Source organism: Pseudomonas frederiksbergensis (genome assembly GCF_900105495.1).
Taxonomy (GTDB): Bacteria; Pseudomonadota; Gammaproteobacteria; order Pseudomonadales; family Pseudomonadaceae; genus Aquipseudomonas; species Aquipseudomonas frederiksbergensis.
The window spans coordinates 4,201,006-4,227,376 of sequence record NZ_FNTF01000002.1; the positions used below are offsets into that span (position 1 = coordinate 4,201,006).

16 protein-coding genes are annotated in these 26,371 nt (G+C 60.2%); 12 read left to right on the forward strand and 4 right to left on the reverse strand.

Annotated features, from left to right (window positions below):
- Window position 1: 1 nt before the first annotated feature.
- From treZ to BLW70_RS19760, 9 genes are all read left to right on the forward strand, one after another.
- Window positions 2-1,801 (forward strand): malto-oligosyltrehalose trehalohydrolase, encoded by a 1,800-nt coding sequence (gene treZ, locus BLW70_RS19720; protein ID WP_074876760.1) that lies wholly within the window; start codon window positions 2-4, stop codon window positions 1,799-1,801.
- Window positions 1,798-3,876, forward strand: coding sequence for a 4-alpha-glucanotransferase (malQ, locus tag BLW70_RS19725; protein ID WP_074876762.1), 2,079 nt, complete (start codon window positions 1,798-1,800; stop codon window positions 3,874-3,876). The genes treZ and malQ overlap by 4 nt, the downstream gene beginning before the upstream one ends.
- Window positions 3,873-6,659 carry a malto-oligosyltrehalose synthase gene (locus BLW70_RS19730; protein ID WP_074876764.1) on the forward strand — a complete coding sequence of 929 codons (2,787 nt, stop codon included), beginning with the start codon at window positions 3,873-3,875 and terminating at the stop codon, window positions 6,657-6,659. The genes malQ and BLW70_RS19730 overlap by 4 nt, the downstream gene beginning before the upstream one ends.
- A gap of 21 nt (window positions 6,660-6,680) precedes the next feature.
- Window positions 6,681-6,998, forward strand: a complete 318-nt coding sequence (locus BLW70_RS19735) for a DUF2934 domain-containing protein (RefSeq protein WP_074876766.1) — start codon at window positions 6,681-6,683, stop codon at window positions 6,996-6,998.
- A gap of 115 nt (window positions 6,999-7,113) precedes the next feature.
- A complete protein-coding gene (gene glgX / locus BLW70_RS19740) occupies window positions 7,114-9,273 on the forward strand; it encodes a glycogen debranching protein GlgX (protein ID WP_074876768.1) in 2,160 nt (719 codons plus the stop codon).
- Window positions 9,274-9,473: 200 nt separating this feature from the next.
- Window positions 9,474-10,232 carry a PIG-L deacetylase family protein gene (locus BLW70_RS19745; protein ID WP_074876770.1) on the forward strand — a complete coding sequence of 253 codons (759 nt, stop codon included), beginning with the start codon at window positions 9,474-9,476 and terminating at the stop codon, window positions 10,230-10,232.
- A 100-nt stretch (window positions 10,233-10,332) separates the two neighbouring features.
- Complete coding sequence (locus tag BLW70_RS19750; RefSeq protein WP_074876771.1) at window positions 10,333-11,133, forward strand: endonuclease/exonuclease/phosphatase family protein; 801 nt, start codon at window positions 10,333-10,335, stop codon at window positions 11,131-11,133.
- A gap of 285 nt (window positions 11,134-11,418) precedes the next feature.
- Window positions 11,419-13,980 (forward strand): autotransporter family protein, encoded by a 2,562-nt coding sequence (locus BLW70_RS19755; RefSeq protein ID WP_074876773.1) that lies wholly within the window; start codon window positions 11,419-11,421, stop codon window positions 13,978-13,980.
- A 324-nt stretch (window positions 13,981-14,304) separates the two neighbouring features.
- Window positions 14,305-15,378: an autotransporter domain-containing protein gene (locus BLW70_RS19760; RefSeq protein ID WP_074876775.1), complete on the forward strand. Its 1,074-nt coding sequence runs from the start codon at window positions 14,305-14,307 to the stop codon at window positions 15,376-15,378.
- A 156-nt stretch (window positions 15,379-15,534) separates the two neighbouring features.
- On the opposite strand, the gene glgB is transcribed toward BLW70_RS19760, so the two are convergent.
- The 3 genes from glgB to BLW70_RS19775 form a co-directional block, all read right to left on the reverse strand.
- Window positions 15,535-17,766 carry a 1,4-alpha-glucan branching protein GlgB gene (gene glgB, locus BLW70_RS19765; RefSeq protein WP_074876777.1) on the reverse strand — a complete coding sequence of 744 codons (2,232 nt, stop codon included), beginning with the start codon at window positions 17,764-17,766 and terminating at the stop codon, window positions 15,535-15,537.
- A 2-nt stretch (window positions 17,767-17,768) separates the two neighbouring features.
- Window positions 17,769-21,110 carry a maltose alpha-D-glucosyltransferase gene (gene treS / locus BLW70_RS19770; RefSeq protein WP_074876779.1) on the reverse strand — a complete coding sequence of 1,114 codons (3,342 nt, stop codon included), beginning with the start codon at window positions 21,108-21,110 and terminating at the stop codon, window positions 17,769-17,771.
- Between the two features lie 162 nt (window positions 21,111-21,272).
- Window positions 21,273-23,267, reverse strand: coding sequence for an alpha-1,4-glucan--maltose-1-phosphate maltosyltransferase (locus tag BLW70_RS19775; RefSeq protein WP_074876781.1), 1,995 nt, complete (start codon window positions 23,265-23,267; stop codon window positions 21,273-21,275).
- Between the two features lie 230 nt (window positions 23,268-23,497).
- Between BLW70_RS19775 and BLW70_RS30840 the strand changes: the two genes are divergently transcribed.
- On the forward strand, window positions 23,498-23,665 hold the full coding sequence (locus tag BLW70_RS30840) for a hypothetical protein (protein ID WP_162842860.1): 168 nt from the start codon (window positions 23,498-23,500) through the stop codon (window positions 23,663-23,665).
- 122 nt (window positions 23,666-23,787) lie between these two features.
- Here BLW70_RS30840 and BLW70_RS19780 read toward each other — a convergent pair whose 3' ends face one another.
- Window positions 23,788-24,294 carry an MgtC/SapB family protein gene (locus BLW70_RS19780; RefSeq protein ID WP_074876782.1) on the reverse strand — a complete coding sequence of 169 codons (507 nt, stop codon included), beginning with the start codon at window positions 24,292-24,294 and terminating at the stop codon, window positions 23,788-23,790.
- A 138-nt stretch (window positions 24,295-24,432) separates the two neighbouring features.
- On the opposite strand from BLW70_RS19780, the gene BLW70_RS19785 reads away from it, so the two are divergent.
- Both BLW70_RS19785 and ccoG read left to right on the forward strand, forming a co-directional pair.
- Window positions 24,433-24,666 (forward strand): DUF3203 family protein, encoded by a 234-nt coding sequence (locus BLW70_RS19785; RefSeq protein ID WP_074876784.1) that lies wholly within the window; start codon window positions 24,433-24,435, stop codon window positions 24,664-24,666.
- 195 nt (window positions 24,667-24,861) lie between these two features.
- The gene (gene ccoG / locus BLW70_RS19790) at window positions 24,862-26,292 is read left to right on the forward strand and encodes a cytochrome c oxidase accessory protein CcoG (protein ID WP_074876785.1); all 1,431 of its coding nucleotides are present in this window, start codon (window positions 24,862-24,864) and stop codon (window positions 26,290-26,292) included.
- The last annotated feature ends 79 nt before the right edge of the window (window positions 26,293-26,371 follow it).

Sequence of the window (26,371 nt, forward strand, 5' to 3'; positions counted from 1 at the left end):
GATGCCGTTACGGACCCTTGAGACCTGGCCCCACGGCGCAATCATGCTGGACGCAGAACACACGCGTTTTGCCTTGTGGGCGCCAGATGCGTTTTACGTCAGTGTCGAACTGGAAGATGGACAATCCTTGCCGCTCCTGCCCCAGGCAGATGGCTGGTTCGTGATCAATACCCGCTGCCCCGCCGGCACGCGTTACCGCTACAACATCGACGGCGAGCTGGAGGTGCCCGACCCGGCCTCCCGCGCGCAGGCCGGTGATATCGACCGCCACAGCGTGGTGGTCGATCCACTTGCCTATCAATGGCAACACAGCGCCTGGCTCGGACGGCCGTGGAACGAGGCGGTGATCTACGAATTGCACGTCGGTGCGCTCGGCGGCTTCAGTGAAGTCGAGCAGCACCTGGCACGCCTCGTGGAGCTGGGCATCAGCGCAATCGAATTAATGCCGCTGGCGCAGTTCCCCGGTGATCGCAATTGGGGTTACGACGGGGTTCTGCCCTACGCACCCCAAGCCTCCTATGGCACTCCCGAACAACTCAAACACCTGATCGACACCGCCCACGGCCATGGCCTGGCGGTGATTCTCGACGTGGTCTACAACCACTTCGGCCCGGACGGCAATTACCTGCATCGCTACGCCAAGGGCTTCTTCCGCGAAGACAAGCACACCCCGTGGGGTGCGGCGATCGACTTCCGGCGCCGGGAGGTGCGGGACTTCTTCATCGACAATGCGTTGATGTGGTTGCTGGAATACCGCTTCGATGGTTTGCGCCTGGACGCGGTGCATGCCATCGAAGACCCGGACTTTCTTCGGGAACTGGCACAAAAGGTTCGCCAGCAAGTCGATCCGGCCAGGCATGTGTGGCTGACCGTTGAAAACGAACACAACCAGGCCAGCCTGCTCGAAGAAGGCTTTGACGCGCAGTGGAACGACGACGGCCACAACGCCTTGCACGTGCTGCTGACCGGCGAAACCGACGCCTATTACGCCGACTACGCGCAAAACCCGACTGAACAACTGGCGCGCTGCCTGAGCCAGGGCTTTGTGTTTCAGGGCCACGTCACCCGTCACGGCACAACCCGAGGCGAGCCCAGCGGTCATTTGCCGCCGACGGCTTTCGTGCTGTTTCTGCAAAACCATGACCAGATCGGCAACCGCGCCCTGGGTGAACGGCTGCATCAACTGGCCAATCCCGACGCGCTCAAGGCAGCCACCGCATTACTGCTGTTGTCACCGATGATCCCGCTGATGTTCATGGGCGACGAGTTCGCCGCCGAGCAACCGTTCCTGTTCTTCACCAGTCATCACGGTGAGCTGGCGGAGTTGGTCCGCGAGGGACGACGCAACGAGTTCGCCGCCTTCAGCGCGTTTGCTGATCCGCACACACGCGAGCAGATTCCCGATCCCAACGCACGCCAGACCTTCGAGGCTTCACGCCCCGAGCTGACGTCAACTCGACAATCCGCCATGCACGAGTTGTATCGCCAACTGTTGCAGATCCGCCACCAGCAGATCATTCCCCGTCTTCCAGGTGCGCAAGCCCTGGGCGCCGAGGTGCTGGCCACAGGCGCGGTGACGGCGCGCTGGCGACTGGGCGATGGCAGTCAGCTGCGCATTGACCTGAACCTCAGCGACACAGCTGTGGTCCACTCCCCACAGGCCGACGCTTCGTTGTTGTTGTTCGAATACCCACCACAGTCAGCCGGCCTGTTGGATCAGGGCACACTTGCCCCGTATTGCGCGCTAGTCAGCCTCACGGCCGCAGCCCCTTTGCTACCCCCGGATGGAGAGCGCCAATGAGCGATGCGCAATTGGAAATACTGGCCAGCCGAGCTGGCCTGGCCGTCGACTGGATCGACGCCAACGGCCGCCCACAGAAAGTCGCGCCATCAGTGTTACGCAATGTCCTCACCGGACTCGGCCACCCGGCTGGCAGCGCTCAGGAAATCGACGCCAGCCTGCTGGAACTGCAGCAGGTGCAACAAACCCGACACCTGCCACCGCTGCTGACCGCAGACTTCGGTGTCGGCCTGAGCCTTGCGCATTACTTTGAGCCCGAAACACCGTGCGAGATCAACCTTGAAGATGGCTCGCGACTTCATTTGAAACTGGATGGCGAGGCGGTATTGCCTGGCCTGGTCCCGGTCGGTTATCAACACGTCAGCATCGACGGACAGGAATTTACGCTGGCCGTTGCACCGGCGCGCTGCTACAGCGTCGGCGATGCCGTCGACAGCCCGATCCCCCGCGCCTGGGGCCTGAGCGTGCAGTTGTACTCGCTGCGTCGTCCGGGCGATGGTGGTTTTGGCGATACCCAGGCGCTGGAAGACCTTGCGCGGGTGGCCGGCGAACGCGGTGCCGAAGCGCTGGCGATCAGTCCGCTGCATGCGATGTTCGGCAGCGATACCCAGCGCTACAGCCCGTACTCGCCTTCCAGCCGTTTGTTTCTCAACAGTCTGTACGCCGCACCCGGCGCCATCCTGGGTGATCGAGCATTGCGGGCCGCGATAGATGCAACCGGCCTGGCGGCAGAACTCAAGCACCTTGAAGCCTCGCCGTTGATTGATTGGCCAGTGGCTGCCGAAGCCAAACATCGTCTGTTGCAGGCGTTGTACGAAGGCTTTGTCCAGGGCGAACACCCGCTGCATGAGGACTTCAGCAGTTTCCGCCACGCCGCTGGCGAAGCCCTGGAAAACCACTGCCGCTTTGAAGCCATTCAAGAAGCCCGCGCCGCCAAGGGTGAAAGCCTCGACTGGCGGCATTGGCCCGAGCAATGGCAAAACCCGCGTAGCGCGGCCCTGGCTGAATTCGCCGAAGAGAACGCCGGGCGCATTGGCTTCTTTGCCTTCTGCCAATGGCTGATCACGCGGTGCCTGGAACGGGCACAAACCGCCGCCCGTAGCGCCGGCATGAGCATTGGGCTGATCGCCGATCTGGCGGTGGGCGCCGATGGCGGTGGCAGTCAGGCCTGGAGTCGTCAGGACGAATTGCTCGCCTCGCTGACCGTGGGTGCACCACCGGATATCCTTAATCGTACCGGTCAGGGCTGGGGAATTTCCGCGTTCTCGCCCGAAGGCCTGGTACGCAACGGCTTTCGTGCCTTCATCGAAATGCTCCGCGCCAATTTTGCCCACGCCGGTGGCCTGCGCATCGATCACGTCATGGGCCTGCAACGGCTGTGGGTGATCCCCAATGACGCGTCCCCCGCCGACGGCGCCTACCTCTATTACCCGGTGGACGACCTGCTGCGTTTGCTGACCCTCGAGTCCCATCGCCATCAGGCCATCGTCCTTGGCGAAGACCTCGGCACCGTGGCTGACGGTCTGCGAGAAAAGCTTATCGCCCGCTCGATTCTCGGCATGCGCGTGCTGCTGTTCGAGCAGGACAACGCGCACTTCAAGCCGATTCTCGACTGGCCAGACAACGCACTGGCGACCACCAGCACTCATGACCTGCCCACGCTCAATGGCTGGTGGCATGGCCGCGATATCGACTGGAACGCCCGACTGGGCCTGGTCGACGCCTCGGGTGAAATCGAATGGCGCCACCACCGCGAACGCGAGCGTGAAGGCCTGCGCCGGGTGTTGAGCGAGGATCCGCAGAACTTTCGCGAAGAGTCCCATGAAACTGATCAGGTACTCGACGCCGCCGTACGTTTCCTCGGTCATACCCGTGCGCCGCTGGTGTTGCTGCCGCTGGAAGATGCCCTGGGCATCGAGCAGCAGGCCAACTTGCCCGGTACCATCGACACGCACCCCAACTGGTCCCGACGCTTGCCCGGCGACAGTGAAGCCTTGCTCGATAACCCGGACGCCGCCCGGCGCCTGGAACTGCTCGCCTGTGCGCGGCTTCAGGCGGCCGAGCGTGACCAATGAAGCAAACGCTTATCCAACCGCTGCGGGCAACCCTGCGGCTGCAGTTTCATAAAAACTTCACGCTGGACGATGCGGTGCCACTGGTGCCGTACTTTGCCAGCCTCGGTATCAGCCACGTCTATGCGTCACCGCTACTGAGTGCTCGCGCCGGTTCCATGCACGGCTACGACGTCGTCGACCCGACCACGGTCAACCCCGAGCTGGGCGGCGAAGCGGCGCTGCGGCGTTTGGTCAGCGCATTGCGCGAGCAGAACATGGGGCTGATCCTCGACGTCGTCTCCAACCACATGGCCGTCGGCGGTGGCGATAATCCCTGGTGGCAGGATTTGCTGGAATGGGGACGCTTGAGCCCTTACGGCGAGTTTTTCGATATCCAGTGGCATTCACCCGATCCGTTGATGGAAGGCCAGTTGCTGTTGCCCTTCCTCGGCAGCGACTACGGCATCGCCTTGCAGGACGGCACCCTGCCCCTGCGCTTCAATGCGCAAAAGGGCATGTTTTATGTCGAGCACTACGAGCACCACTTCCCGATCTGCCCGACGAACTACGGCGAACTGCTCAGGACCGATGACCCACTGAGCGCCGAATCGCTCAAGTCGCTGGCAGACCGTTTCAGCGCCTTGAGCTACCAGACTGACGCCCACAGCCTGGCGATACCGCTGAAAACAGAGTTGCGTGAACTGGCCAGCGATCCGGCGATTCTGCAGGCCATCCAGCAAAACCTCAGCGCTTACGACTCGCTCACGGCCGAAGGTTTCCAACGCCTGCACCAGTTGCTGGAACGCCAAAGTTATCGGCTGGCCAGTTGGCGTACGGCGGCCGATGACATCAACTGGCGGCGTTTTTTCGATGTCAACGAACTGGGCGGCCTGCGGGTCGAACGCCCCGCCGTGTTCGAAGCCACCCACGCCAAAATCTTCGAGCTGGTGGCCGAAGGCCTGGTTGACGGTCTGCGCATCGACCACATCGACGGTCTCGCCGACCCACGCGGCTACTGCCGCAAACTGCGGCGGCGAGTCGACAGCTTGTCGCCGGATCGGCACCTGCCGATCTACGTCGAGAAAATCCTCGGCGAAGGTGAAACCCTGCACCGTGACTGGTCGGTGGATGGCACCACCGGTTACGAGTTCATGAATCAGCTGTCGCTGTTGCAACATGCTCCGGAAGGCGCCCACACGCTCGCCGAACTGTGGAATCGCTACAGCGAACGGCCCGCCGATTTCCGTCAGGAAGCACAACTGGCCCGCCAGCAGATCCTCAACGGCTCCCTCGCCGGAGACTTCGAAAGCGTCGCCCAGGCCCTATTGCAAGTGGCCCGGGATGACCTGATGACCCGCGACCTGACCCTGGGCGCGATTCGTCGGGCGTTGCAGGAACTGATCGTGCATTTCCCGGTGTACCGCACCTACATCAGCCCCCGCGGGCGTTCGGCTGAAGACGATGTGTTTTTCCAGCAAGCCATGACCGGTGCCAGGCATGCCCTCAGCGAAGCCGACTGGCCGGTGCTCGATTGCCTGGCCCGTTGGCTCGGGGGTGAATCATGGCGCAAACGCCCGTTGGGCCGGCCGCGCAAGATGCTCAAGCATGCCTGTGTGCGTTTTCAGCAACTGACGTCGCCGGCGGCGGCGAAAGCCGTGGAGGACACCGCGTTCTATCGCTCGGCGACATTGTTGTCACGCAATGACGTGGGCTTCAGCACCGAACAGTTCAGCGCCCCGGTGGCCGATTTCCATGCGGCTTGCGTCAACCGTCTCGACGAGTTCCCCGATAATTTGCTGGCCACCGCCACCCACGACCACAAACGCGGCGAAGACACCCGCGCGCGCCTGGCGGTGCTGAGCGAGCGCAGTGCCTGGTACGCCGAGCAAGTCCCGCTCTGGCAGGCCCTGGCCCGCCCCCTGCGCGACCACGACCAGATGCCGACTGCGGGCGATGAGTTGATCCTCTATCAAGCGATCCTTGGCAGCTGGCCGCTCGATTTGCGCCGTGACGATCAAGCAGCGCTGGAGAACTACACTCAACGAGTGTGGCAGTGGCAACAGAAAGCTTTACGCGAAGCCAAATTGCAAAGCAGCTGGAGCGCGCCGAACGAGGCTTACGAACAAGCGGTTCACCGATTCCTGCAACGTCTGCTGCGAAGTCCCGAAGGTGAACCGTTACGCGCGGCCCTCGGCAAGGCAGCCATGACCATCGCCGTACCCGGCGCACTCAATGGATTGGCGCAAACCTTGCTGCGCATGACAGTGCCGGGGGTGCCGGATCTTTATCAGGGCAACGAGTACTGGGACTTCTCGCTGGTCGATCCGGACAACCGCCGGCCGGTGGATTACGCCAGCCGTCAGCAGTCGATGCAGACACCCTCGGAACTGCCCGAGCTGTTGGCTGGCTGGCGGGACGGGCGCATTAAACAAGCGCTGATCGCTCAGGTGTTGAACTTGCGGCTCGAGCACACCGAGCTGTTTCGGCGAGGGACCTATCAAGCCCTTGAAGTCGTCGGCAGCCAGGCTCACAGGGTGCTCGCATTTGCTCGCACGCTGGAGGGAAAACGCGCCGTCGCGATCGTGCCGATTCGCTGCGCCGAATTGCTGAAAAACAGTGCCGAGCCCCGTATTGACGCGCCGCTGTGGGGCGATACACGGGTCAAATTACCGTTCACCGCCCCTGATGAAAATTTGAAGGGACTTTTTTCAAGCACAACAGTCACACACCAACGGGAGCTGAACATCAGCGACGCGCTGGGAGATTTCCCGGTCAATCTTTTAATCCAAACTACCCATACTTGAGTTCAGTTCAGGAGCATTGCGATGAGCATCAACGATAAACGCATCCGCGAATTCGCCTATCAGATCTGGGAATCGGAAGGAAAACCCGAGGGCCAGGACGCTCGCCACTGGGAGATGGCCCGCAAACTGGCCGAAGCCGAAGCTCTCGCACCGAGCAAATCGCCGAAAGCCGCTGGCAGCAAGACCGACGGCGCCAAGGCTCCGGCCAGCAAAGGCAATGGCAAGGCCGCGGCGCCAAAAACCAAAGCCAAGCCCGCCGCCGCCTCCAAGGTCATACCGCCGGGCGAAAAAGCCAGCGAGAAAAAGCCTCGAGCAGCGCGTAAGCCGCCCGCTGTCTGACGCCTTTCACTTTTGTCCTGATTGACTTCGTGGCGAGCCTTCTCGCCACCGAGGGCTCGCTCGCCCTCGAAAAAAAACCAGAGCCACGAATTGTCCCCCCTTTGCAGGAGCACTTATGACCAGTCCGAAGAAAGCCGCGCCAGAACCTCAGCACGAGGCCTCGCGAATCCGTGAAGGCCTGCCCTTCCCGCTGGGCGCGACCTGGGATGGCCTGGGGGTCAACTTCGCCTTGTTTTCCGCCAATGCCACCAAGGTCGAGCTGTGCATCTTCGATGATGCCGGCGAGGTCGAACTGGAACGCATCGAACTGCCGGAATACACCGACGAGATCTACCACGGCTACCTGCCCGACGCGCACCCCGGGATGATCTACGGCTACCGTGTCTATGGCCCGTACGACCCGGCAAACGGGCATCGCTTCAACCACAACAAACTGCTGATCGACCCCTACGCCAAACAACTGGTCGGCCAGTTGAAATGGTCCGAAGCCCTGTTCGGCTACACCATCGGCCACCCCGACGCCGACCTCAGTTTCGATGAGCGCGACAGCGCCCCGTTCGTGCCCAAGTGCAAAGTGATCGACCCGGCTCACACCTGGGGTCACGACCATCGGGTCAGCGTGCCGTGGGACAAGACCATCATTTACGAGACTCACGTGCGCGGTATCAGCATGCGCCACCCCTCCGTCCCCGATAACGTGCGCGGCACCTTCGCCGGGTTGATGGTCGATGACGTGCTGGAACACATCCGCAAGCTCGGCGTGTCGTCTGTCGAATTGCTGCCGATTCATGCCTTCGTCAACGACCAGCATCTGTTGCACAAAGGCATGACCAATTACTGGGGCTACAACAGCATTGCGTTCTTCGCTCCCGACCCGCGTTACCTGGCCAGCGGCAAGATCGCCGAATTCAAGGAGATGGTTGCGCACCTGCACGAAGCCAATCTTGAAGTGATCCTCGACGTGGTCTACAACCACACCGCCGAGGGCAACGAACAAGGCCCGACCCTGTCCATGCGCGGCATCGACAACGCCTCTTACTACCGCTTGATGCCCGACGACAAGCGCTTCTACATCAACGATTCCGGCACCGGCAACACTCTGGACCTGAGTCACCCGTGCGTGCTGCAAATGGTCACCGACTCCTTGCGCTACTGGGCTTCGGAAATGCACGTCGACGGTTTCCGCTTCGACCTGGCAACCATTCTCGGGCGTTACCACGACGGTTTCGACGAACGTCACAGCTTCCTTGTGGCCTGCCGTCAGGACCCGGTGCTGCGTCAGGTGAAAATGATTGCCGAAGCCTGGGACTGCGGCCCCGGTGGCTATCAGGTCGGTAACTTCCCACCGGGCTGGGTCGAGTGGAATGACAAATTCCGCGACACCGTGCGTGCATTCTGGAAGGGCGACGACGGCCAACTGGCGGACTTCGCCAGTCGCATGACCGCTTCCGGCGAGATGTTCAATCAGCGTGGCCGGCGGCCGTACGCCTCGGTGAATTTCGTCACCGCCCACGATGGTTTCACCTTGAACGACCTGGTGTCGTACAACGACAAACACAACGAAGCCAACGACGAGAACAATCAGGACGGCAGTAACAACAACCTGTCCTGGAACCATGGCGTCGAAGGACCGACCGACGATCCCGAGATCAATGAGCTGCGTCAGCGCCAGATGCGCAATTTCTTTGCCACGCTGCTGCTGTCCCAAGGCACACCGATGCTGGTGGCCGGCGACGAATTCGCTCGAACCCAGGAAGGCAACAACAACGCCTATTGCCAGGACAGCGAGATCGGTTGGGTCAACTGGGACCTGAGCGAAGACGGCAAGGCCCTGCTCAAGTTTGTCAAACGGCTGATCAAGTTGCGCCTGGCCTATCCGATCCTGCGTCGCGGTCGGTTCCTGGTGGGCAATTACAATGAGGACATCGGCGTCAAGGACGTCACCTGGCTCGCCCCGGATGGCAGCGAAATGTCTGTCGAACAATGGGAGGAAGCCCATGGCCGCTGCCTCGGCATGTTGATGGATGGCCGCGCCCAGGAAACCGGTATCCGCCGCAAAGGCGCCGACGCCACCTTGCTGTTGGTGGTCAATGCGCATCACGACATCGTCAATTTCCTGCTTCCGGAAGTGCCCGACGGCGGTTTCTGGACCTGCATGATCGACACCAATCAACCGTCGATCAGGGGGCAGGAACGCTTCGAGTTCGGGCACGAATATTCAGTCACTGGCCGTTCGCTGCTGCTGTTCGAATTGCAGCGTGAGGAAGAAGAGTGAAGTAAACCTTCAAGGTTTCCGGCCCTATTCGCCCCCCACAGCGATCCATTGGCCGGGATCGGGACACAGCCGGGGGTAATAAAACCGCACCGGATTGAACATCGGGGCGACGAATAGCGTGACATGAGCAATACTCTGTTCGCGGCAATCCAGGGTTTGGAGCGCCGCACATTGCTATCAACGAGAACAAGGACGTAGCCATGAAAACGGTCTCCATCAGTGAAAGCAGACTCTGCGCCCAAATCTGGAACAGCGCGCCGCAACTGGACAACATCCCTGTCATCAGCACTCAGACCCTGGTCCCCGCCGGCGCACGCGCTGTAGTGATTGCCCCACACCCTGGCGATGAAGTCGTGACCTGCGGCGGCCTGCTGCAGCTGCTCAGCGCCTTGGGTCATCCCCTCCAATTGATCTCGATTACCGACGGCAGCGCCAGCCATCCGGGCTCGCAACAATGGTCGGAGAAACGCTTGAGCGTGTTTCGCCCCCAGGAAAGCCTCGAAGCCTTGCGCCGGCTCGGATTGCCGATGCACAGCCTCAAATGGATTCGTGGCGGTTTCACCGACAACGCCCTGGCCGAACGGGAGTTTCAGATGACTCAGTTCATTGCCCGTTATTTACGCCCCGGGGATGTGGTGTTCAGCACGTGGCGCGAGGATGGCATTGTCGACCATGACGCCGTCGGCCGGGCCAGCGTCAAGGCCGCGGCCATGGTCGGGGCGACGCTCAACGAAGTACCGGTCTGGGCCTGGCACTGGCCAACGCGTGATCGAGGGCTTATCCCCTGGCATCGCGCGCGCAAGGTTCGCCTGGACACCTGGACCGTCGCGCGCAAAAGCCACGCTACCCACGCCTATGCCAGCCAGCTCGACGGCGAACCGGCCATCGGCCTCGCCCCGCTGCTGCCCCCGGTGCTTCTGGAACGGATACGGTTGCCCTATGAAATTGTCTTCGTCTGACATAAGCCTGTAGCAGCTGTCGAGCTTGCGACGAATCACTCTGAACTGCCTGCCGCTGTATCAGTCGCATGCATAACCCATCCCATTCAGAGGAGTGAACGTGACCAGTGATTCCAAGTGGCAGGCCGTCGAATCATCTCCATTGAATACGCCCCCCGCGATTCATCGTCTGAGAGTGCTGACGGTCAACACCCACAAGGGTTTTACCGCACTCAACCGACGTTTCATTCTTCCGGAATTGCGTGAAGCGGTACGCAGTACCTCGGCGGACCTGGTGTTCTTGCAGGAAGTCGTCGGTGAACACGACCGCCATTCCACTCGCTACAACGATTGGCCGCAGACCTCACAATATGAATTCCTGGCCGACAGCATGTGGAGCGACTTCGCCTACGGTCGTAACGCGGTCTACCCCAACGGTCACCACGGCAATGCCCTGTTATCGAAATACCCGATCCGCGAACACCGCAACCTCGACGTCTCGATCACCGGCCCCGAACGCCGCGGCTTGCTGCATTGCGTACTGGATGTGCCGGGTCACAAAGAAGTGCATGCGATCTGCGTGCATTTGAGTCTGTTGGAAAGCCATCGCCAACTGCAGCTCCAACTACTCTGCCAACTGCTCGAATCGTTACCCGACGATGCACCGGTGATTATCGCCGGCGACTTCAACGACTGGCAGTTGCAAGGCAACACCGCCCTCGCCCGGCGCGACTATCTGCATGAAGCCTTCGAGCGCCACCACGGTCGCCCGGCAAAAACCTATCCGGCACGCTTTCCGCTGCTGCGCCTGGATCGGATTTATCTGCGCAATGCCAGCAGTCATGAGCCGCGAATACTGGGGCACAAGCCCTGGACGCATTTGTCGGATCACTTGCCGTTGGCGGTGGAAGTGCACCTTTGAAACGCCCAATAGCTTCGTAGAATACGGTGCCTGAAAACGAAATCCCTTGCCCTACCTGTTACTTCTGACAGTAGCGACTTCCAAAATCTGTTGATACGGTGCGCAGGTCCGTACCCGTTGCATGTACGAGCTTTCAACCGTAGCAGCCAACGTTGCCGAAGGTTTCCAGTTCGGGGACTTGTATTACCGATGTCGTCTCGCAATTCACGCTGCCAAGGACGTCAGACTCTTTTTCACCCACTACGAGTGAAGGGGTCGGACGCCAATCGATGCGTGGAGACGAGCATGATATTTCCGACAGAATTGCCCAACTACCGTTACTCAGCCTGCGCCGTTTCTCTCTGTTTATGGATAGGCTGGTCCAACACCGCCCAGGCGAGCTGTACGCTCACACCGACCGCCGGCAACGACAATTACGTGTGCGACAGCACCAGCGGTGGCCCGCTGACCGACTTGTCGGGCAACAACACCCTGATCTTTCTCGCCAATGGCACCATCAATGGCGATGTAACCTTCGGCGCAGGTGCTGACCGGGTCGTCATGGCGGCGGGCACCATCGCAGGCGTACTCGATCAGGGCGACGGCGCCAATTTTCTGCAGATCGACAACGGGCAGATTACCGGCGAAGTCCACCAGCACAGCGGCATCGACACCTTCAACATGAATGGCGGGAGTATTCATTCTCTGGCGCAGGGCGATGGTTTCGACCAGTTCCTGATGACTGGCGGCACGATTGCCGAGGACTTTGAAGATGGTGACTTTGCGCAGATGACCGGTGGCACGATCGGTCGCGTCAATATGAAACTCGACGACAACACCTTCGACATGTCCGGCGGCCAGATCCTCGGCAACCTGGTGACTGGTTTCGGCACCGACACGATCATCGTGTCCGCCGGGCGAATCGGCGGCAACGTCAGTGTCAGCGGCGGCAATGACAGCATCACCGTGACGGGTGGCGAGATCCTCGGCGAGGTCCGTGCCAGCGCCGGTAATGACACGTTGGTGTGGAATGGTGGCGGCATCATCCGCTCTGCCATCCTCATGGGCACCGGCAATGACAGTGCCACCTTGGGAAATCTCGGCCAAAGCACCCTCGCCCTCACCCCGAGCATTGATGGTGGAGACGGCACAGACCTGCTGACCTTCGATGACACCACCGCAGCGGGTACTCCCCGGTACATCAACTGGGAAACGGTCAACCTGAACAATGGTTCGCAGATCGATCTGACCGGCATTTTTGTATTGGGCGACAGTGCCAGCGGCACCGGTGTATTCAATATCGATGGCAGCAGCACGCTGACGTCGACCCAGGGCCGCATCACGCCATTCACCGCCGGCCAGCGTGCAACCTTGAACAATGCCGGGCTAATCGACCTCAGCAGCGGCAATAGCCGGACCGACGATACGCTCACGGTGCAGGGTAATTATTCGGGTAACAACGGCCAGTTGTTTTTGCAAAGTGCAGTCGGCGATGACAACTCCCCCAGTGACAAACTGGTGGTGAACGATGGGACATTGACCGGCAGCACATTGATCACGGTCACCAATCTGGGCGGAACCGGCGGGTTGACGCGGCAGAACGGTATCCAGTTGGTACAGGCGCAAGGCACTGCTGTCAGCACCCCCGATGCGTTTGCGCTCAAAGGTCCGGTCTCTGCGGGTGCCTTCGATTACTACTTGTTCAAAGGTGGCGTTACCGCAAACAGCCAAAACAATTGGTATTTGCGCTCTGCCATTGTGGCCCCCACGACCCTCACCCTCCCCAACCCGGATCCGGCCTTGCCACCGATTGTCGTCCCGGTTGTCGCAACGCCGGTACCCGCACTTGCACCCGTCGGCAGCCCACCGTTGCCGGTTTTGCCGACAGCCGTACCGGGCGCGTCACCGATTGCGCTGTACCGCCCCGAGGTTCCAACCTGGTCGGTACTGCCTCCCGCCGCCGCGCAACTGACCCTCAATGCACTCGGCACTTTCCATGATCGCCAAGGCGACCAGCGCCTGCTCCACGAAACCGGGGCCTTTGGCGCTGGCTGGGGCCGGGTCTATGGCAAGAATGTGAATCAGACCTGGGCCGGCACCGTAACGCCAAGGCTCGACGGTTCGCTCAGCGGCTTTCAGGTGGGTAACGATGTGTACAGCTCACTGACTGTCCATGGACAGACCCAACGCATTGGTTTTTTTGTCGGGCATACGCGTTTGCAGGGCGATGTCGACGGTTTCAACCAAGGGTTCGAAAACAAACGTGCAGGCAAAGTGGAACTTGAAGGCGACAGTTATGGCGTGTACTGGACGTTGACCGATCCCAAGGGCTGGTACGTCGACACCGTCCTCATGGGCACTCGGCTCGACGGTGACAGCCACTCCGAACGCGGCCTCAAGCTGGATAACCGAGGCCATGCCTTGACTGCTTCGGCGGAAGCCGGCTATCCAGCTCAAGTGACGGGTAACTGGGTGGTCGAACCCCAGGTGCAGCTCATCCATCAAAAAGTCTCGCTGGACAGCCAGGACGACGGCATTTCCCACGTCTCATTCGACTCCGACGGAGCCTGGACCGGTCGCCTCGGCGCTCGACTAAAAGGCCGCTACCAAGTCAGCGGACGACCACTGGAACCTTACATTCGAGCCAATCTGTGGCACACCCTTTCCGGTACCGACTCGGTCACCTTCGACGGTGTGGACCGGATCGATACCGAGCAAAAATCGTCATCGGCCGACCTCGGTGTCGGTGTTGTGGTTAGCCTCGCGAAAAGCGTGAGCGTGTATGGCGCAGTCGACTACACCAGCAATATCGACAGTCATCAGCAGCGCGCAACGTCTGCAAATATCGGTGTCAGGGTGAGTTGGTAGACCGGTAGCCCACTATTAAAAAACGCTCTGGGACGCAGGTTTCTTGACGATTTTTCGAACAAACAACAGCTTAGATGTGCGGCGAAAATCAGTCACTTGCGAACCCTAAAATACACGTACCACTTATCGGCCATTTTCTTGACGCAGTATCAAGGGTCTTCTTAGCTACACGTTACTACCCCCGGAAATACACCAGGGGCAAGCCTCCAGACACCCGCAAAAACGGGCGGCCAGAGGCTTGCCCCATTACATTCGGTCGCCCCTCATTCGGGGTAGGAGAGACGCCAGAGCGAGATACCGCATGCGATTGCAAGGTAGACCTCCATGAAAACTTCATTCACCCAACAAGAGATCAAAGTTACTTTTTGCACTGTATCGAGCTCACTCCTTCTGTGCTCGTCCATGGAAGTGCAGGCAGGGCCGGCAGCGGATGAAGCCACGCCTTGGTACCGTCAGGATGTTCCGGTCATGACCTTACCCGCTGTCACTTTCACCGCTCCCTACTCCCGCCGCTTCAGCGCCGCCTCCGATACTCGAAGTTCGCGCCTGACCATCGAGGACGCTGCGCCTTCGGCCTGGGATCAGGTATATGGACAAGCTTCGCGGCAAGCGCAAACCGATGTTCTGGCTCAGGGGTTTGCCGGCCCTGGCAGTAGCGAATTCAAAGGTCCGGCGATCCTGACTCTGAAAAGCGGTAGCGGTCATACCCAGCGAGTCGGACTGGTTGGCGGCACCACTCAGTTACAAGGCAACAGCAACGGGCTGCTGACCGGTCGCGCCCATGCTGACCCCAGCCACGACACCCTCAGCCTCGAAGGCCAAAGCCTCGGTGCTTACTGGAGTTTGACCGGTCCCCAGGGCTGGCACGTGGATTTGACGGCCAGCGGCGGTCGGGTCAACGGCTATACCCGCAATGACCAGGGCGCCCGAATGGCGACCGAAGGCAGCGCGGTGACGCTGTCGGTAGAAGGTGGTTTCCCCATTGGCCTGAGCGACAATTGGGTCGTTGAACCCCAGGCGCAGTTGATCAATCAACGCATTACCCTGGACACCCCGTATGGCGGGTCTGGCAATGCCTCGTCCAGCGAACTGACGTCCTGGAGCGGGCGGGTCGGTGCACGCTTGAAAGGTAGTTACGACATCAACGGGCTGGGGGTCGAACCCTATGTGCGAACCAACCTGTGGCACACGGTGTACACCGGCAATACGGTGAACCTCGATCAGGTCGAGAAGATCAGCAGCAGCCGTTATTCATCGACCGTCGAAGTGGGTTTGGGCCTGGTGGCCAGAGTGACACCTGCCGTGAGTCTTTACGTCAGCGCCGACTACAGCAGTGATGTGGATGACAATGATTTGAACGGGTTGATTGGGAGTCTGGGTGTGCGGATGCGGTGGTGAAATGATCGTTCCCACGCTCTGCGTGGGAATGCCTCCAGTGACGCTCTGCGTCACATCGTAGGAACGCGGAGCGTCCCGGGCTGCATTCCCACGCGGAGCGTGGGAACGATCATGTGGGAGCGAGCCTGCTCGCGATGGGAGCGACTCGGTTCTGGATCAACCCTCCGGACGCAGCATCAACACTGCCAGCGGTGGCAGGTTCAATACCAATGAGAGTGCCTGGCCGTGGCTCGCCTCGTCCTCGGTAAACGCCCCGCCGCTGTTGCCATAGTTCGAACCGGCGTAAGTGGCCGCATCGCTGTTGATCACCTCGGTCCAACGCCCGGCAAACGGTACGCCGATGCGATAACCCTCACGCGGCACCGGCGTGAAGTTAGCCACCACCAACACCGGCCGCCCATCCCTGCTCCAGCGCATGAAGGCGTAGACGCTGTTGGTGGCGTCATCGCCAATCAACCACTGGAAGCCTTGTGGCGCGTCGTCCTGATCATGCAGCGCCGGTTCTTCGCGATACAGCCGATTCAGATCGCCGACGAGTTTCTGCACTCCTTTGTGTTCCGAATACTGCAGCAAGTACCAGTCCAGTTGCTGATCGTGGTTCCACTCACGCCACTGACCAAACTCGCACCCCATGAACAACAGCTTCTTGCCTGGATGTGCCCACATGAAACTGAGGTAGGCGCGCAGGTTGGCGAATTTCTGCCAGCGGTCGCCGGGCATCTTGTCGATCAGCGAGTGCTTGCCGTGTACCACTTCGTCGTGGGAAATCGGCAGGATAAAGCGCTCGGACCAGGCATACACCAGACCGAAGCTCAGTTCGTTGTGGTGATGGGCGCGGTACACCGGGTCTTGCTGGATGTAGTGCAGCGAATCGTGCATCCAGCCCATGTTCCACTTGTAGTCGAAGCCTAGTCCGCCCTGTTGCGTGCCCTGGCTGACACCCGGCCATGCGGTGGATTCTTCGGCGATCACCAGCGCGCCGGGGGCTTCGAGGTCGACCACGTCATTGAGATGGCGCAGGAAGTCGATGGCTTCGAGGTTTTCCCGACCGCCGTGGCGGTTTGGCACCCATTCGCCGGCCTTGCGCGAATAATCGCGATACAGCATCGACGCCACGGCATCGACCCGCAGGCCGTCGACGTGGAAATGCTTGAGCCAGTGCAGCGCCGAAGCCAGCATGTAGCCGTGCACTTCGGTGCGACCCAGGTTGTAGATCAGCGTGTCCCAATCCTGATGGAAGCCTTCCTGCGGGTTGCCGTACTCGTACAGCGCAGTGCCATCGAATTGCGCCAGGCCGTGGGTATCGGTCGGGAAATGTGCCGGCACCCAGTCGAGGATTACACCGATGTCGGCCTGGTGGCAGGCATTGACGAACGCGGCGAAGTCATCCGGCGAGCCGTAGCGGGCGCTCGGGGCGAATTGCGACAGCAGTTGATAGCCCCAGGAACCGCCGAACGGGTGTTCCATGATCGGCATCAGCTCGATGTGGGTAAAACCCAACTCCTTCACGTAGGGAATCAGCCGTTCTGCCAACTCATGCCAGGTGTACTGCCGGGCGACCTCACCCAGATCATCCAGCTCACATTGCCACGAGCCAGCATGCAATTCGTAGATCGACAGGGGCGCACTTGGCCGATGACGGTCGCCCCGCGATTGCATCCACTCCTGATCCTGCCAATCGATGTTCAGCGGCGATGCGACTTTTGACGCGGTATCCGGCGGCAGCGAAGTGGCCAGCGCCATCGGGTCGGCCTTGAGCGGCAGAATGCCGTGGGCGCCGAGGATTTCGTATTTGTACGTTTCCCCCGCTTGCATGCGCGGGATGAAAATCTCCCATACGCCGGTAGGATGGCGCAGGCGCATCGGGTGCCGACGACCGTCCCAGTTGTTGAAATCCCCGACCACCGACACCCTTTTGGCATTCGGTGCCCACACGGCGAACCGCACGCCATCGACACCATCGACGGTTTTCAGCTGCGCGCCCAGGCAAGCACTCAGATCGCGGTGATTGCCTTCGGCGAACAGGTACAAGTCCATCTCGCCGAGTAACGGGCCAAAGCTGTAAGGGTCTTCGCAAACCTGTTCGCCGCCAGCCCACCGGGTTCGCAGCAGATACGGCTGCGCCCGATCGAAGTGCCCGACGAACAGGCCCGGCGTCTGGGTGGCCTCAAGGTTGCCGAGTTCTTCCCCGGAGTCCTTGGCCAGGACCTGCACGCTCAAGGCGTCCGGCAAATAGGCCCGAATGAATTGCCCGCCGGCACCATCGCCGTGGGGACCAAGAATTGCAAAAGGGTCGTGATGTTCGGCGCGTACCAGCGCGTCGATGTCCCGCGATCTGGGCAGCAACGCTTCTTTAGCGTGTCCCTGTTCCTTGTTCGAGAAACTCATGACTACTCTCCACCAAGATCGGAAAAGGGTTTAAGCCCACTCAATAACCCATACAAACCGTGCAACGGCACGGGCAACCATGTGGGGCGATTTTCCGCCTCATAGGCCACTTCATACGCTGCCTTCTCCAGGCCGAACAACGCCAATGCGGCGTCCTCGCCTTCCGGATCTTGCCATGCATGAGCAAGACTAGCTGCCGCCAGCCGATAAGCGTCGACAAATGCTTGTCTTGCTTCAATCAAATAGCGATCGGCGACACGTTGACGAGCGGCTTGGGCATCGACCGTGTTGTCGACGTTGTGCACATTCATCGCCATCGCCGCAGCGTAGTCAAAGGAGCGCAATACCCCACTGACGTCTTTGTACGGGCTGTGTTTGCCCCGTCGTTCATGCAGCGGCCGCGCCGGCTCGCCTTCGAAGTCGATCAGGTAGGCGTCACCCTTGATCACCAGCACCTGGCCCAGGTGCAAGTCGCCGTGGACGCGAATGCGCAGACCACCAACGGCTTTTTTGCCCAGCTCCTGAACATGGCTGAGGATGGCTTTTTTGTTGTCCAGTAAATGAGTGACCAAGGCTTTGTCTGCCGGGTTCAATTCGCTTTGATGCTGTTTGAGCAACTTCAGCGCGTGTTCCAGTTGCGCCACCACGTCCTTGGTGCAAGCCAGGGCATCTTTCTGGGTGGTGACCTGCGGGGCGAAGTCCGGATTGTCGCTGGGCGCTGCCAGTACCTGGTGCATTTCACCCAGGCGCTGGCCGAGCATGCCGGCGAAGTCTTTGAGTTCACCCAAGGCGTTGTAGTGTTGCTCCTGCTCGGACACGGCGTCGGCCAGTTCGTCGCGCAGTGCCCGTTCGAGGTTGTTCTGGGTCCATTCCCAGGCGTCGCCCTGATTGCTCAAGTAGCCTTGGGCAATCATCAGCAACGTTTCCTCGCCCGCCGGATCACGGCGAACCACTGAACCCAGCAGCGGCGAGATATTGCGGAAACCGGCGTGAGTCAGGTACGCGCTCATTTCCAGTTCCGGGTGCACGCCGGACGCGATCTTGCGGATCAGCTTCAGCACCAGACAGTTGCCGATTACCACCGAACTGTTGGACTGTTCGGCGGACAGGTAACGCACTTCCGATTCCCCGGTCAGGCCGAGTTTCGCCAGCTCCCACGTTGGCTCAAAGCAGATATCGCCCGCACTGGATGGCACTACGGTATTACTTTGCATGCCCTGCAACACTGCATGCACGAAGGTATCAAGGCTGAAGGCATCGGTGATCAAGCCGACCTGACGCACGCGCCGGACCCGCGACAAGGCCAGTTGCTGAGGCAACGCGGCGCCCACCTGATCTTCAGAGATAAAACCGAACGGTAACTGATAGCGGCTGGTCTGGCCGCCGCTGGTGACATCGATTTCACTCAGCAATACGGGATGCAGCGGATCGCCGAAGCGCACGCCGTAAGCGATGTTGACCTGTTCGATGGCCGCGTCCTTGCCGGCAAACCAGCGACGGTTCTGCAGCCAGCTCGGCAAGATGCCCTGCTCCAGCGTGTCGCGAGACGGCGCTTCGAGCAGTTCTTCCATGCGTTTCTTCAGCACCAGCGTGGTGAAGTCCGGCAGGCTTTGCGCCGGTTCCACGTGCCAGCTCGGCATCTGGTTTTCCGCCGCCAATACAAACCAATAGAAGCCGTAAGGCGCCAGGGTCAGCAGGAAATTCAACTGGCCAATAGGCGGGAAGGCGTTACCGCCGAGCATCTCCACCGGCACCATGCCGACGTAGGCCGACAGGTCCAGCTCCGCTGCTTGCGCGCTGCGGGACACGTTGGCGACGCACAAGATGATTTCGTGCTTGCCGTCCGGTCCGGTGAATTCCCGGGTGTAGGCCAGGATTCGCCGGTTAGTCGGCGAAAGCATCTTCAGGGTGCCGCGGCCGAAGGCCTTGGACTGCTTGCGCACGGCGAGCATGCGCCGGGTCCAGTTGAGCAACGAATGCGGGTCGCCGGCCTGGGTTTCGACGTTGACCGACAAGTAACCATATTGCGGGTCCATGATCGGCGGCAGCACCAGGCTGGCCGGGTCGGCGCGGGAGAAACCGCCGTTACGGTCAATCGACCACTGCATCGGCGTGCGCACGCCGTCACGGTCGCCGAGGTAGATGTTGTCGCCCATGCCGATTTCATCGCCGTAATACAGGGTCGGCGTGCCGGGCATCGACAGCAGCAAACTGTTGAGCAGTTCCACGCGACGACGATCGCGCTCCATCAACGGCGCCAAGCGGCGGCGAATCCCCAGGTTGATCCGCGCCCGACGGTCGGCCGCGTAGTAATTCCACAGGTAATCGCGCTCCTTGTCGGTGACCATTTCCAGCGTCAGCTCATCGTGGTTGCGCAAGAAAATCGCCCACTGGCAGTTGGCCGGGATCTCCGGAGTCTGACGAAGGATATCGGTGATCGGAAAACGGTCTTCCTGGGCCAGCGCCATGTACATGCGCGGCATCAGCGGGAAGTGGAACGCCATGTGGCATTCGTCACCGTTCAGGCCTTTGGCGTCGGTGTCGCCGAAGTACAGTTGCGTGTCCTCCGGCCATTGGTTGGCCTCGGCCAGCAGCATGCGGTCCGGGTAGTTGGCGTCGATTTCGGCACGGATCTGCTTGAGGACGTCGTGGGTCTCGGGCAGGTTTTCGTTGTTGGTGCCGTCGCGTTCGATCAGGTACGGAATCGCATCCAGACGCAAGCCATCGATGCCCATGTCCAGCCAGTAGCGCATCACCGACAGCACGGCTTTCATGACTTGCGGGTTATCGAAGTTCAGGTCTGGCTGGTGGGAATAGAAGCGATGCCAGAAGTACTGGCCGGCCACCGGATCCCAGGTCCAGTTGGACTTCTCGGTGTCGAGAAAGATGATGCGGGTGCCGTCGTACTTATGATCGTCATCGGACCAGACGTAGAAATCCCGTGCCGCCGAGCCTTTCTTGGCCTTGCGCGCACGCTGAAACCAGGCGTGCTGGTCCGAGGTGTGGTTGATGACCAGTTCGGTAATCACCCGCAAGCCACGTTTGTGGGCTTCAGAGATGAAACGCTTGGCGTCGGCCATGGTGCCGTAGTCGGAATGCACGCCACGGTATTCGGCAATGTCGTAGCCGTCATCGCGTCGTGGCGAAGGATAGAACGGCAACAGCCAGATGGTGTTGACGCCCAGATCGGCAATGTAGTCGAGTTTGGCGATAAGACCGGGAAAGTCGCCGATCCCGTCATTGTTGGAGTCGAAATAAGACTTAACGTGAACCTGGTAGATCACCGCATCCTTGTACCAGAGCGGGTCCTTGATAAAGGTGGCAGCCTTGGGTTTCTTCGCCATTTGAAACTCCTGTTGAAAACTGGAAAGCGCCTTGTCCCAGATCGTTCCCACGCTCTGCGTGGGAATGCCTCCACGGACGCTCCGCGTTCGGCTCTGGATGGGACGCAGAGCGTCCCGGACTGCATTCCCACGCAGAGCGTGGGAACGATCAGTGCTTATCAGTTAAACGGTAATACGCCAGATCCCGAACGGTTGATACGCCGGGTCGATCCGCATGAATTGGTACTTGCCGTGCCAGGTCCAGCGATGGCCGTTCATCAAGTCTTCGCCGTGGGTACTGGCGTCGTCGGGCAAGCCCATTTCCCACAGTGGCAATTCGAAATTCGCTTCCTGGACGTTATGCGGATCAAGGCTGACGGCCACCAGAATGAAATTGCTGCCATCCGCGCTGCGTTTGCCAAAGTAAAAAATGTTGTCGTTCCAGGCGTTGTAGACCTTCAGGCCCAGATGCGTCTGCAGCGCCGGGTTCTGCCGGCGGATGCGGTTGAGCTGGGCGATCTCGGCAATGATGTTGCCCGGTGCATTGAAGTCCCGCGGGCGAATTTCGTATTTCTCGGAGTTGAGGTACTCCTCCTTGCCCGGCACCGGTGCCGCTTCGCACAGTTCGAAGCCTGAATACATGCCCCACAGACCGGAGCCCATGGTGGCCAGCGCCGCGCGGATCAGAAAACCGGCGCGCCCCGACTCATGCAAAAACGCCGGGTTGATGTCCGGTGTGTTGACGAAGAAGTTTGGCCGGAAGCATTCGCGCCACGGTGATTCGTTGAGTTCGGTGAAGTAAGTGGCCAGCTCGGACTTGTTGTTGCGCCAGGTGAAGTAGGTGTAGCTCTGGGAGTAACCGACCTTGCCCAACCGCGCCATCATTGCCGGGGTGGTAAAGGCTTCGGCCAGGAAGATCACCTCGGGGTACAGCGCCCGCACATCGGCGATCAACCACTGCCAGAACGGCAGCGGTTTGGTGTGAGGGTTATCGACGCGGAACAGCTTCACGCCCTCCTCGACCCAACCCACGACGATGTCGCGCAACTCGACCCACAGGCTCGGAATCGCATCGGTGGCATAAAAATCGACGTTGACGATGTCCTGGTATTTCTTCGGCGGGTTCTCGGCATATTTGATCGTGCCGTCGGGACGCCAGTTGAACCAGCCCGGATGCTGTTGCAGCCACGGGTGATCCTGAGAACACTGAATGGCAAAATCGAGGGCGATTTCCAGTCCATGATCTGCGGCCCTGGCGACAAGTCGCCGGAAGTCTTCACGCGTGCCCAGCTCTGAATGAATGGCTTCGTGACCGCCCTCTTCGCTGCCAATGGCATACGGGCTGCCCGGATCGTCCGGCCCGGCAGTCAGGGAATTGTTCGGGCCTTTGCGGTAGCTGCGGCCGATCGGGTGGATCGGCGGGAAGTACAGCACATCGAAACCCATGTCCTGGATCATCGGCAGCCGCGAATGTACATCGTTGAAGGTGCCATGACGGGCCGGATCGTCGGTGATCGAACGCGGAAACAATTCATACCAACTGGCGAACTGCGCCAGGTCCCGTTCGACGTCGAGCGGGTACTCAGGACTGATGCTCAAATAGGGACGATGATCGGCCAGCGTCATCAGCTCGGCGCTACGCTGGTGCAGAAACAGCTCGACCTGCTCGATTTCGAGCAACCCCGACAGATCATGGTGCAGCGTCGCCAGTTGCTCGCTCAGTTGTCCTTCGGTGCGTTCGGCAGCTTGCTGGACCAGCGTTCGCCCTTCCTGCAACTCCAGGCTGATCGGCACCCGGGCGGCGTGTTTTTTCTCCAGCTCATAACAGAAGCTGGCGAACTGATCGATCCAGGCTTCGATGCAAAACACATAACGGCCCTGGCGCGCGACCCGGAACTGACCCTGCCAACCGTTATTGCCCAGATCGGCCATGACTTCGCTATGCCAGGTTTCCTCGCCCTCGGCATGCCAGCGCACCCGCACCGCCAACTTGTCGTGACCGTCGGCGAACACTTTGCTGGTCACCACCACGTCCTGACCCACAACGGCTTTGACGGCGAACTGCCCGCCATCGAGGGTCGGCATGGTGTTTTCGATGGCAATGCGCGGCAGCAGTAAAGCCTGCGAAAGCGGCATATGAGGGTTGTAGTTCAGCTCTGTCGGTTTTTCAGCAGTCATCGAGCATCTCTCCTTTACGCCCCATGGACGCTCTTGTGTCTGTGGCTTGTAACAGGATAGTCATCCCGCAGGATCGTCCGCCCTGGAATGAACTCACTTAGGTTCCGAGCGACAGGCACCGGTAAAAGTTCACGAAGATTTGCCCGGGCCTTCGAAGGAATCAATTCCTTTGCGCAGTGGTCAACACACTTAAGCACGACTTACGCCATGTGCCACTGGAGGTTGAATTCATGAGCATTCCGATCCCTGCCGAAACGCCTGATCCAAACATCGACAGCCCAACCATTCCGCCGACCGAGCCTGCACCTGTACCGGAGCAAGACCCGCCCGGCACCACTGCGCCACCACGCGAAGACCCGCCAGAGACGATGCCACCGGTGGTCGTCACCCCCGAATAATCGCGCACTGATCGTTCCCACGCTCTGCGTGGGAATGCCTCCACGGACGCTCCGCGTTCGGCTCTGGATGGGACGCGGAGCGTCCCGGGCTGCATTCCCACGCAGAGCGTAGGAACGATCATTCACGGAGTTTGGTCCTTGTCCTTGTCGATCATCCGCACAACAGCGGGCATCACGCCGAGAATCGCCAATGCCAACAACGTGCTGAGCACCGCCGTCGCCTCTCGCCCCAACCCGGCCGAAACACCAATGGCCGCGGTCATCCACAACCCGGCGGCGGTGGTCAGGCCTTTGACGTGCCCCTCGTCGCCATCGTTGTTTTTCAGAATAGTCCCCGCGCCGAGAAAGCCGATCCCGGCGATCACCCCCTGCATCACCCGGCTCATGGCATCGGCTTGCGAGCCGGACATTTGCGGCACCAGCACGAACAGCGCCGCGCCGAGGGCCACCAGCATGTGGGTGCGAACCCCGGCGGCCTTGCCCTTGTGCTCGCGTTCGAAGCCGAGAATCCCGCCCAACACCGCAGCCATCAGCAAGCGCACGGTAATGCGCGTCAGTTGTGAAGCATCGCCAATGTCGGCGAACTCCGCTTGCAGGGTCACCCAAACCTCATGCCACCAAGCGTTCATGGTGTTGTCCTTGTGATGACTTAATGGAAAGTTGCTCTATTGACGATGGACCGCGTCGACCATTAATCAGTTGCACAGAACGATGATCCAAGGCTGCGCCCTAACGTTTTAGAAACCACAGAAAAAAAGGACACCTTCATGACTGTGCGCATCGAAAACCAGACCTGCTTCTTCATTACCGCGAACGGCGAAGAAATTCGTTTGTGTCCCGACGTCACCATCGTCACCGACCCGGAAAAATCCATGTCGATGGTGGAACTCAATGACAAGCCTTTCTACATCACCGAAGCAGAAGCCGACGCATTGACCGTAGCAGGCGCAGTCGACGGGCGTAGGCATTTGAAAGCCACCGACAGTGGTTCGGTGATTTGACTGACCCGGATCAATAACCCCCGCCGGCGCTTGATATAGGCGTCCGGGTCCCGCTGTAGCGGGTGCATCAACTTGTCGCAGGCAGCGGATCAATGTCCATCTGATCCGCTTTTTATTGCAATAGGTGAGTCTGTTATGCAAACAGATCGCCGCTCATAGTGCTCAGGCCTGATGGAGGCTGATGAGCGAAAGACCATGAGCGATAGAATCCCCGTCCGAATTGTTGAAAGTGCCCCGTCCGTTCAAAGCTATGAGCCTTCGCGCCCAAAGATGAAGGCCAAGTCCAGCGACAACCTGATCCATACCCGCAGCTTCACCGGTCTATTCCGCACCTTGCGCCTGAGCGGCGCGGGTTTTTTGTTTTTGTTGTTCTTCGGAACGGTGTGGTTGAACTGGGGCGGCCGCCAGGCGGTGCTCTGGGACCTTTCCGAAAGCAAATTCCATATCTTCGGTGCGACCTTCTGGCCACAGGATTTCATTCTGCTGTCGGCGTTGCTGATCATTGCCGCGTTCGGCCTGTTCGCGATCACCGTGTTTGCCGGGCGAGTCTGGTGCGGTTACACCTGCCCACAGAGCTCCTGGACCTGGATCTTCATGTGGTGCGAGAAACTCACCGAAGGCGAACGCAACCAGCGGATCAAGCTGCAAGCCGCGCCCTGGGGCCTGAATAAGCTGATCCGCCGCTCGGCCAAGCACACCTTGTGGCTGGCCATCAGCCTGTTGACCGGCCTGACCTTTGTCGGCTACTTCACCCCGATCCGGCCACTGGCCGAAGAACTGCTGACCTTGCAGATGGGCGGTGTCAGCCTGTTCTGGGTGCTGTTCTTTACCGGCGCGACATACATCAACGCCGGTTGGCTGCGTGAAGCGGTGTGCATGCACATGTGTCCGTATGCGCGATTCCAGAGCGTGATGTTCGACAAAGACACCCTGACCATCTCCTACGACGTGGCCCGTGGCGAAAACCGTGGCCCGCGCAAACGTGACGTGGCACCGGCAGAAGTCGGCCTCGGGGATTGCATCGACTGTCAGGTGTGCGTGCAGGTCTGTCCGACCGGCATCGACATCCGCGACGGTTTGCAGATGGAATGCATCGGTTGCGCCGCGTGCATCGACGCCTGTGATTCGATCATGGACAAAATGGGCTACGCTCGCGGGCTGATCAGCTACACCTCCGAGCATCAATTGCAGGGTGGCAAGACGCATTTGTTGCGGCCACGTTTGATCGGCTACACCGCGGTCCTGCTAGTAATGATCGGTGCGCTGGCCCTGGCGCTGGTGGAGCGGCCGATGGTCTCGCTGGACGTGAGCAAGGACCGTGGCCTGTTCCGCGAGAACAGTCAGGGGCAGATCGAGAACATCTACAGCCTGAAAGTCATCAACAAGACCCAGCAACGCCAGGATTACCGCCTGACCCTGGTCGATGGCGACGGCTTCCTGCTGCAAGGCAAGACCGAACTGAGCCTGGCACCAGGCGAGATTATCGATGTGCCGGTGTCGGTGGCGATGACCACGGAACGGCCGAGCAGCAGTTCGCAGACGATCAGCTTCAAGATCGCCGACAGTGATGAGCCTGAGATTTATAGCGTGGCGAAGAGCCGGTTTGTTGCGCCGATGAACAGATGATCCCCTAGACTATGGAGCTCTGTGGCGAGGGAGCTTGCTCCCGCTCGGCTGCGCAGCAGTCGTAAAATTTCAGGGGCGC

Bases quoted from the DNA above. Each gene is read 5' to 3' on its own strand.
- treZ (WP_074876760.1), top strand. From the start codon at position 2: ATGCCGTTACGGACCCTTGAGACCTGGCCCCACGGCGCAATCATGCTG.
- malQ (WP_074876762.1), top strand. From the start codon at position 1,798: ATGAGCGATGCGCAATTGGAAATACTGGCCAGCCGAGCTGGCCTGGCC.
- BLW70_RS19730 (WP_074876764.1), top strand. From the start codon at position 3,873: ATGAAGCAAACGCTTATCCAACCGCTGCGGGCAACCCTGCGGCTGCAG.
- BLW70_RS19735 (WP_074876766.1), top strand. From the start codon at position 6,681: ATGAGCATCAACGATAAACGCATCCGCGAATTCGCCTATCAGATCTGG.
- glgX (WP_074876768.1), top strand. From the start codon at position 7,114: ATGACCAGTCCGAAGAAAGCCGCGCCAGAACCTCAGCACGAGGCCTCG.
- BLW70_RS19745 (WP_074876770.1), top strand. From the start codon at position 9,474: ATGAAAACGGTCTCCATCAGTGAAAGCAGACTCTGCGCCCAAATCTGG.
- BLW70_RS19755 (WP_074876773.1), top strand. From the start codon at position 11,419: ATGATATTTCCGACAGAATTGCCCAACTACCGTTACTCAGCCTGCGCC.
- BLW70_RS19760 (WP_074876775.1), top strand. From the start codon at position 14,305: ATGAAAACTTCATTCACCCAACAAGAGATCAAAGTTACTTTTTGCACT.
- glgB (WP_074876777.1), bottom strand. From the start codon at position 17,766: ATGAGTTTCTCGAACAAGGAACAGGGACACGCTAAAGAAGCGTTGCTG.
- treS (WP_074876779.1), bottom strand. From the start codon at position 21,110: ATGGCGAAGAAACCCAAGGCTGCCACCTTTATCAAGGACCCGCTCTGG.
- BLW70_RS19775 (WP_074876781.1), bottom strand. From the start codon at position 23,267: ATGACTGCTGAAAAACCGACAGAGCTGAACTACAACCCTCATATGCCG.
- BLW70_RS30840 (WP_162842860.1), top strand. From the start codon at position 23,498: ATGAGCATTCCGATCCCTGCCGAAACGCCTGATCCAAACATCGACAGC.
- BLW70_RS19780 (WP_074876782.1), bottom strand. From the start codon at position 24,294: ATGAACGCTTGGTGGCATGAGGTTTGGGTGACCCTGCAAGCGGAGTTC.
- BLW70_RS19785 (WP_074876784.1), top strand. From the start codon at position 24,433: ATGACTGTGCGCATCGAAAACCAGACCTGCTTCTTCATTACCGCGAAC.
- ccoG (WP_074876785.1), top strand. From the start codon at position 24,862: ATGAGCGATAGAATCCCCGTCCGAATTGTTGAAAGTGCCCCGTCCGTT.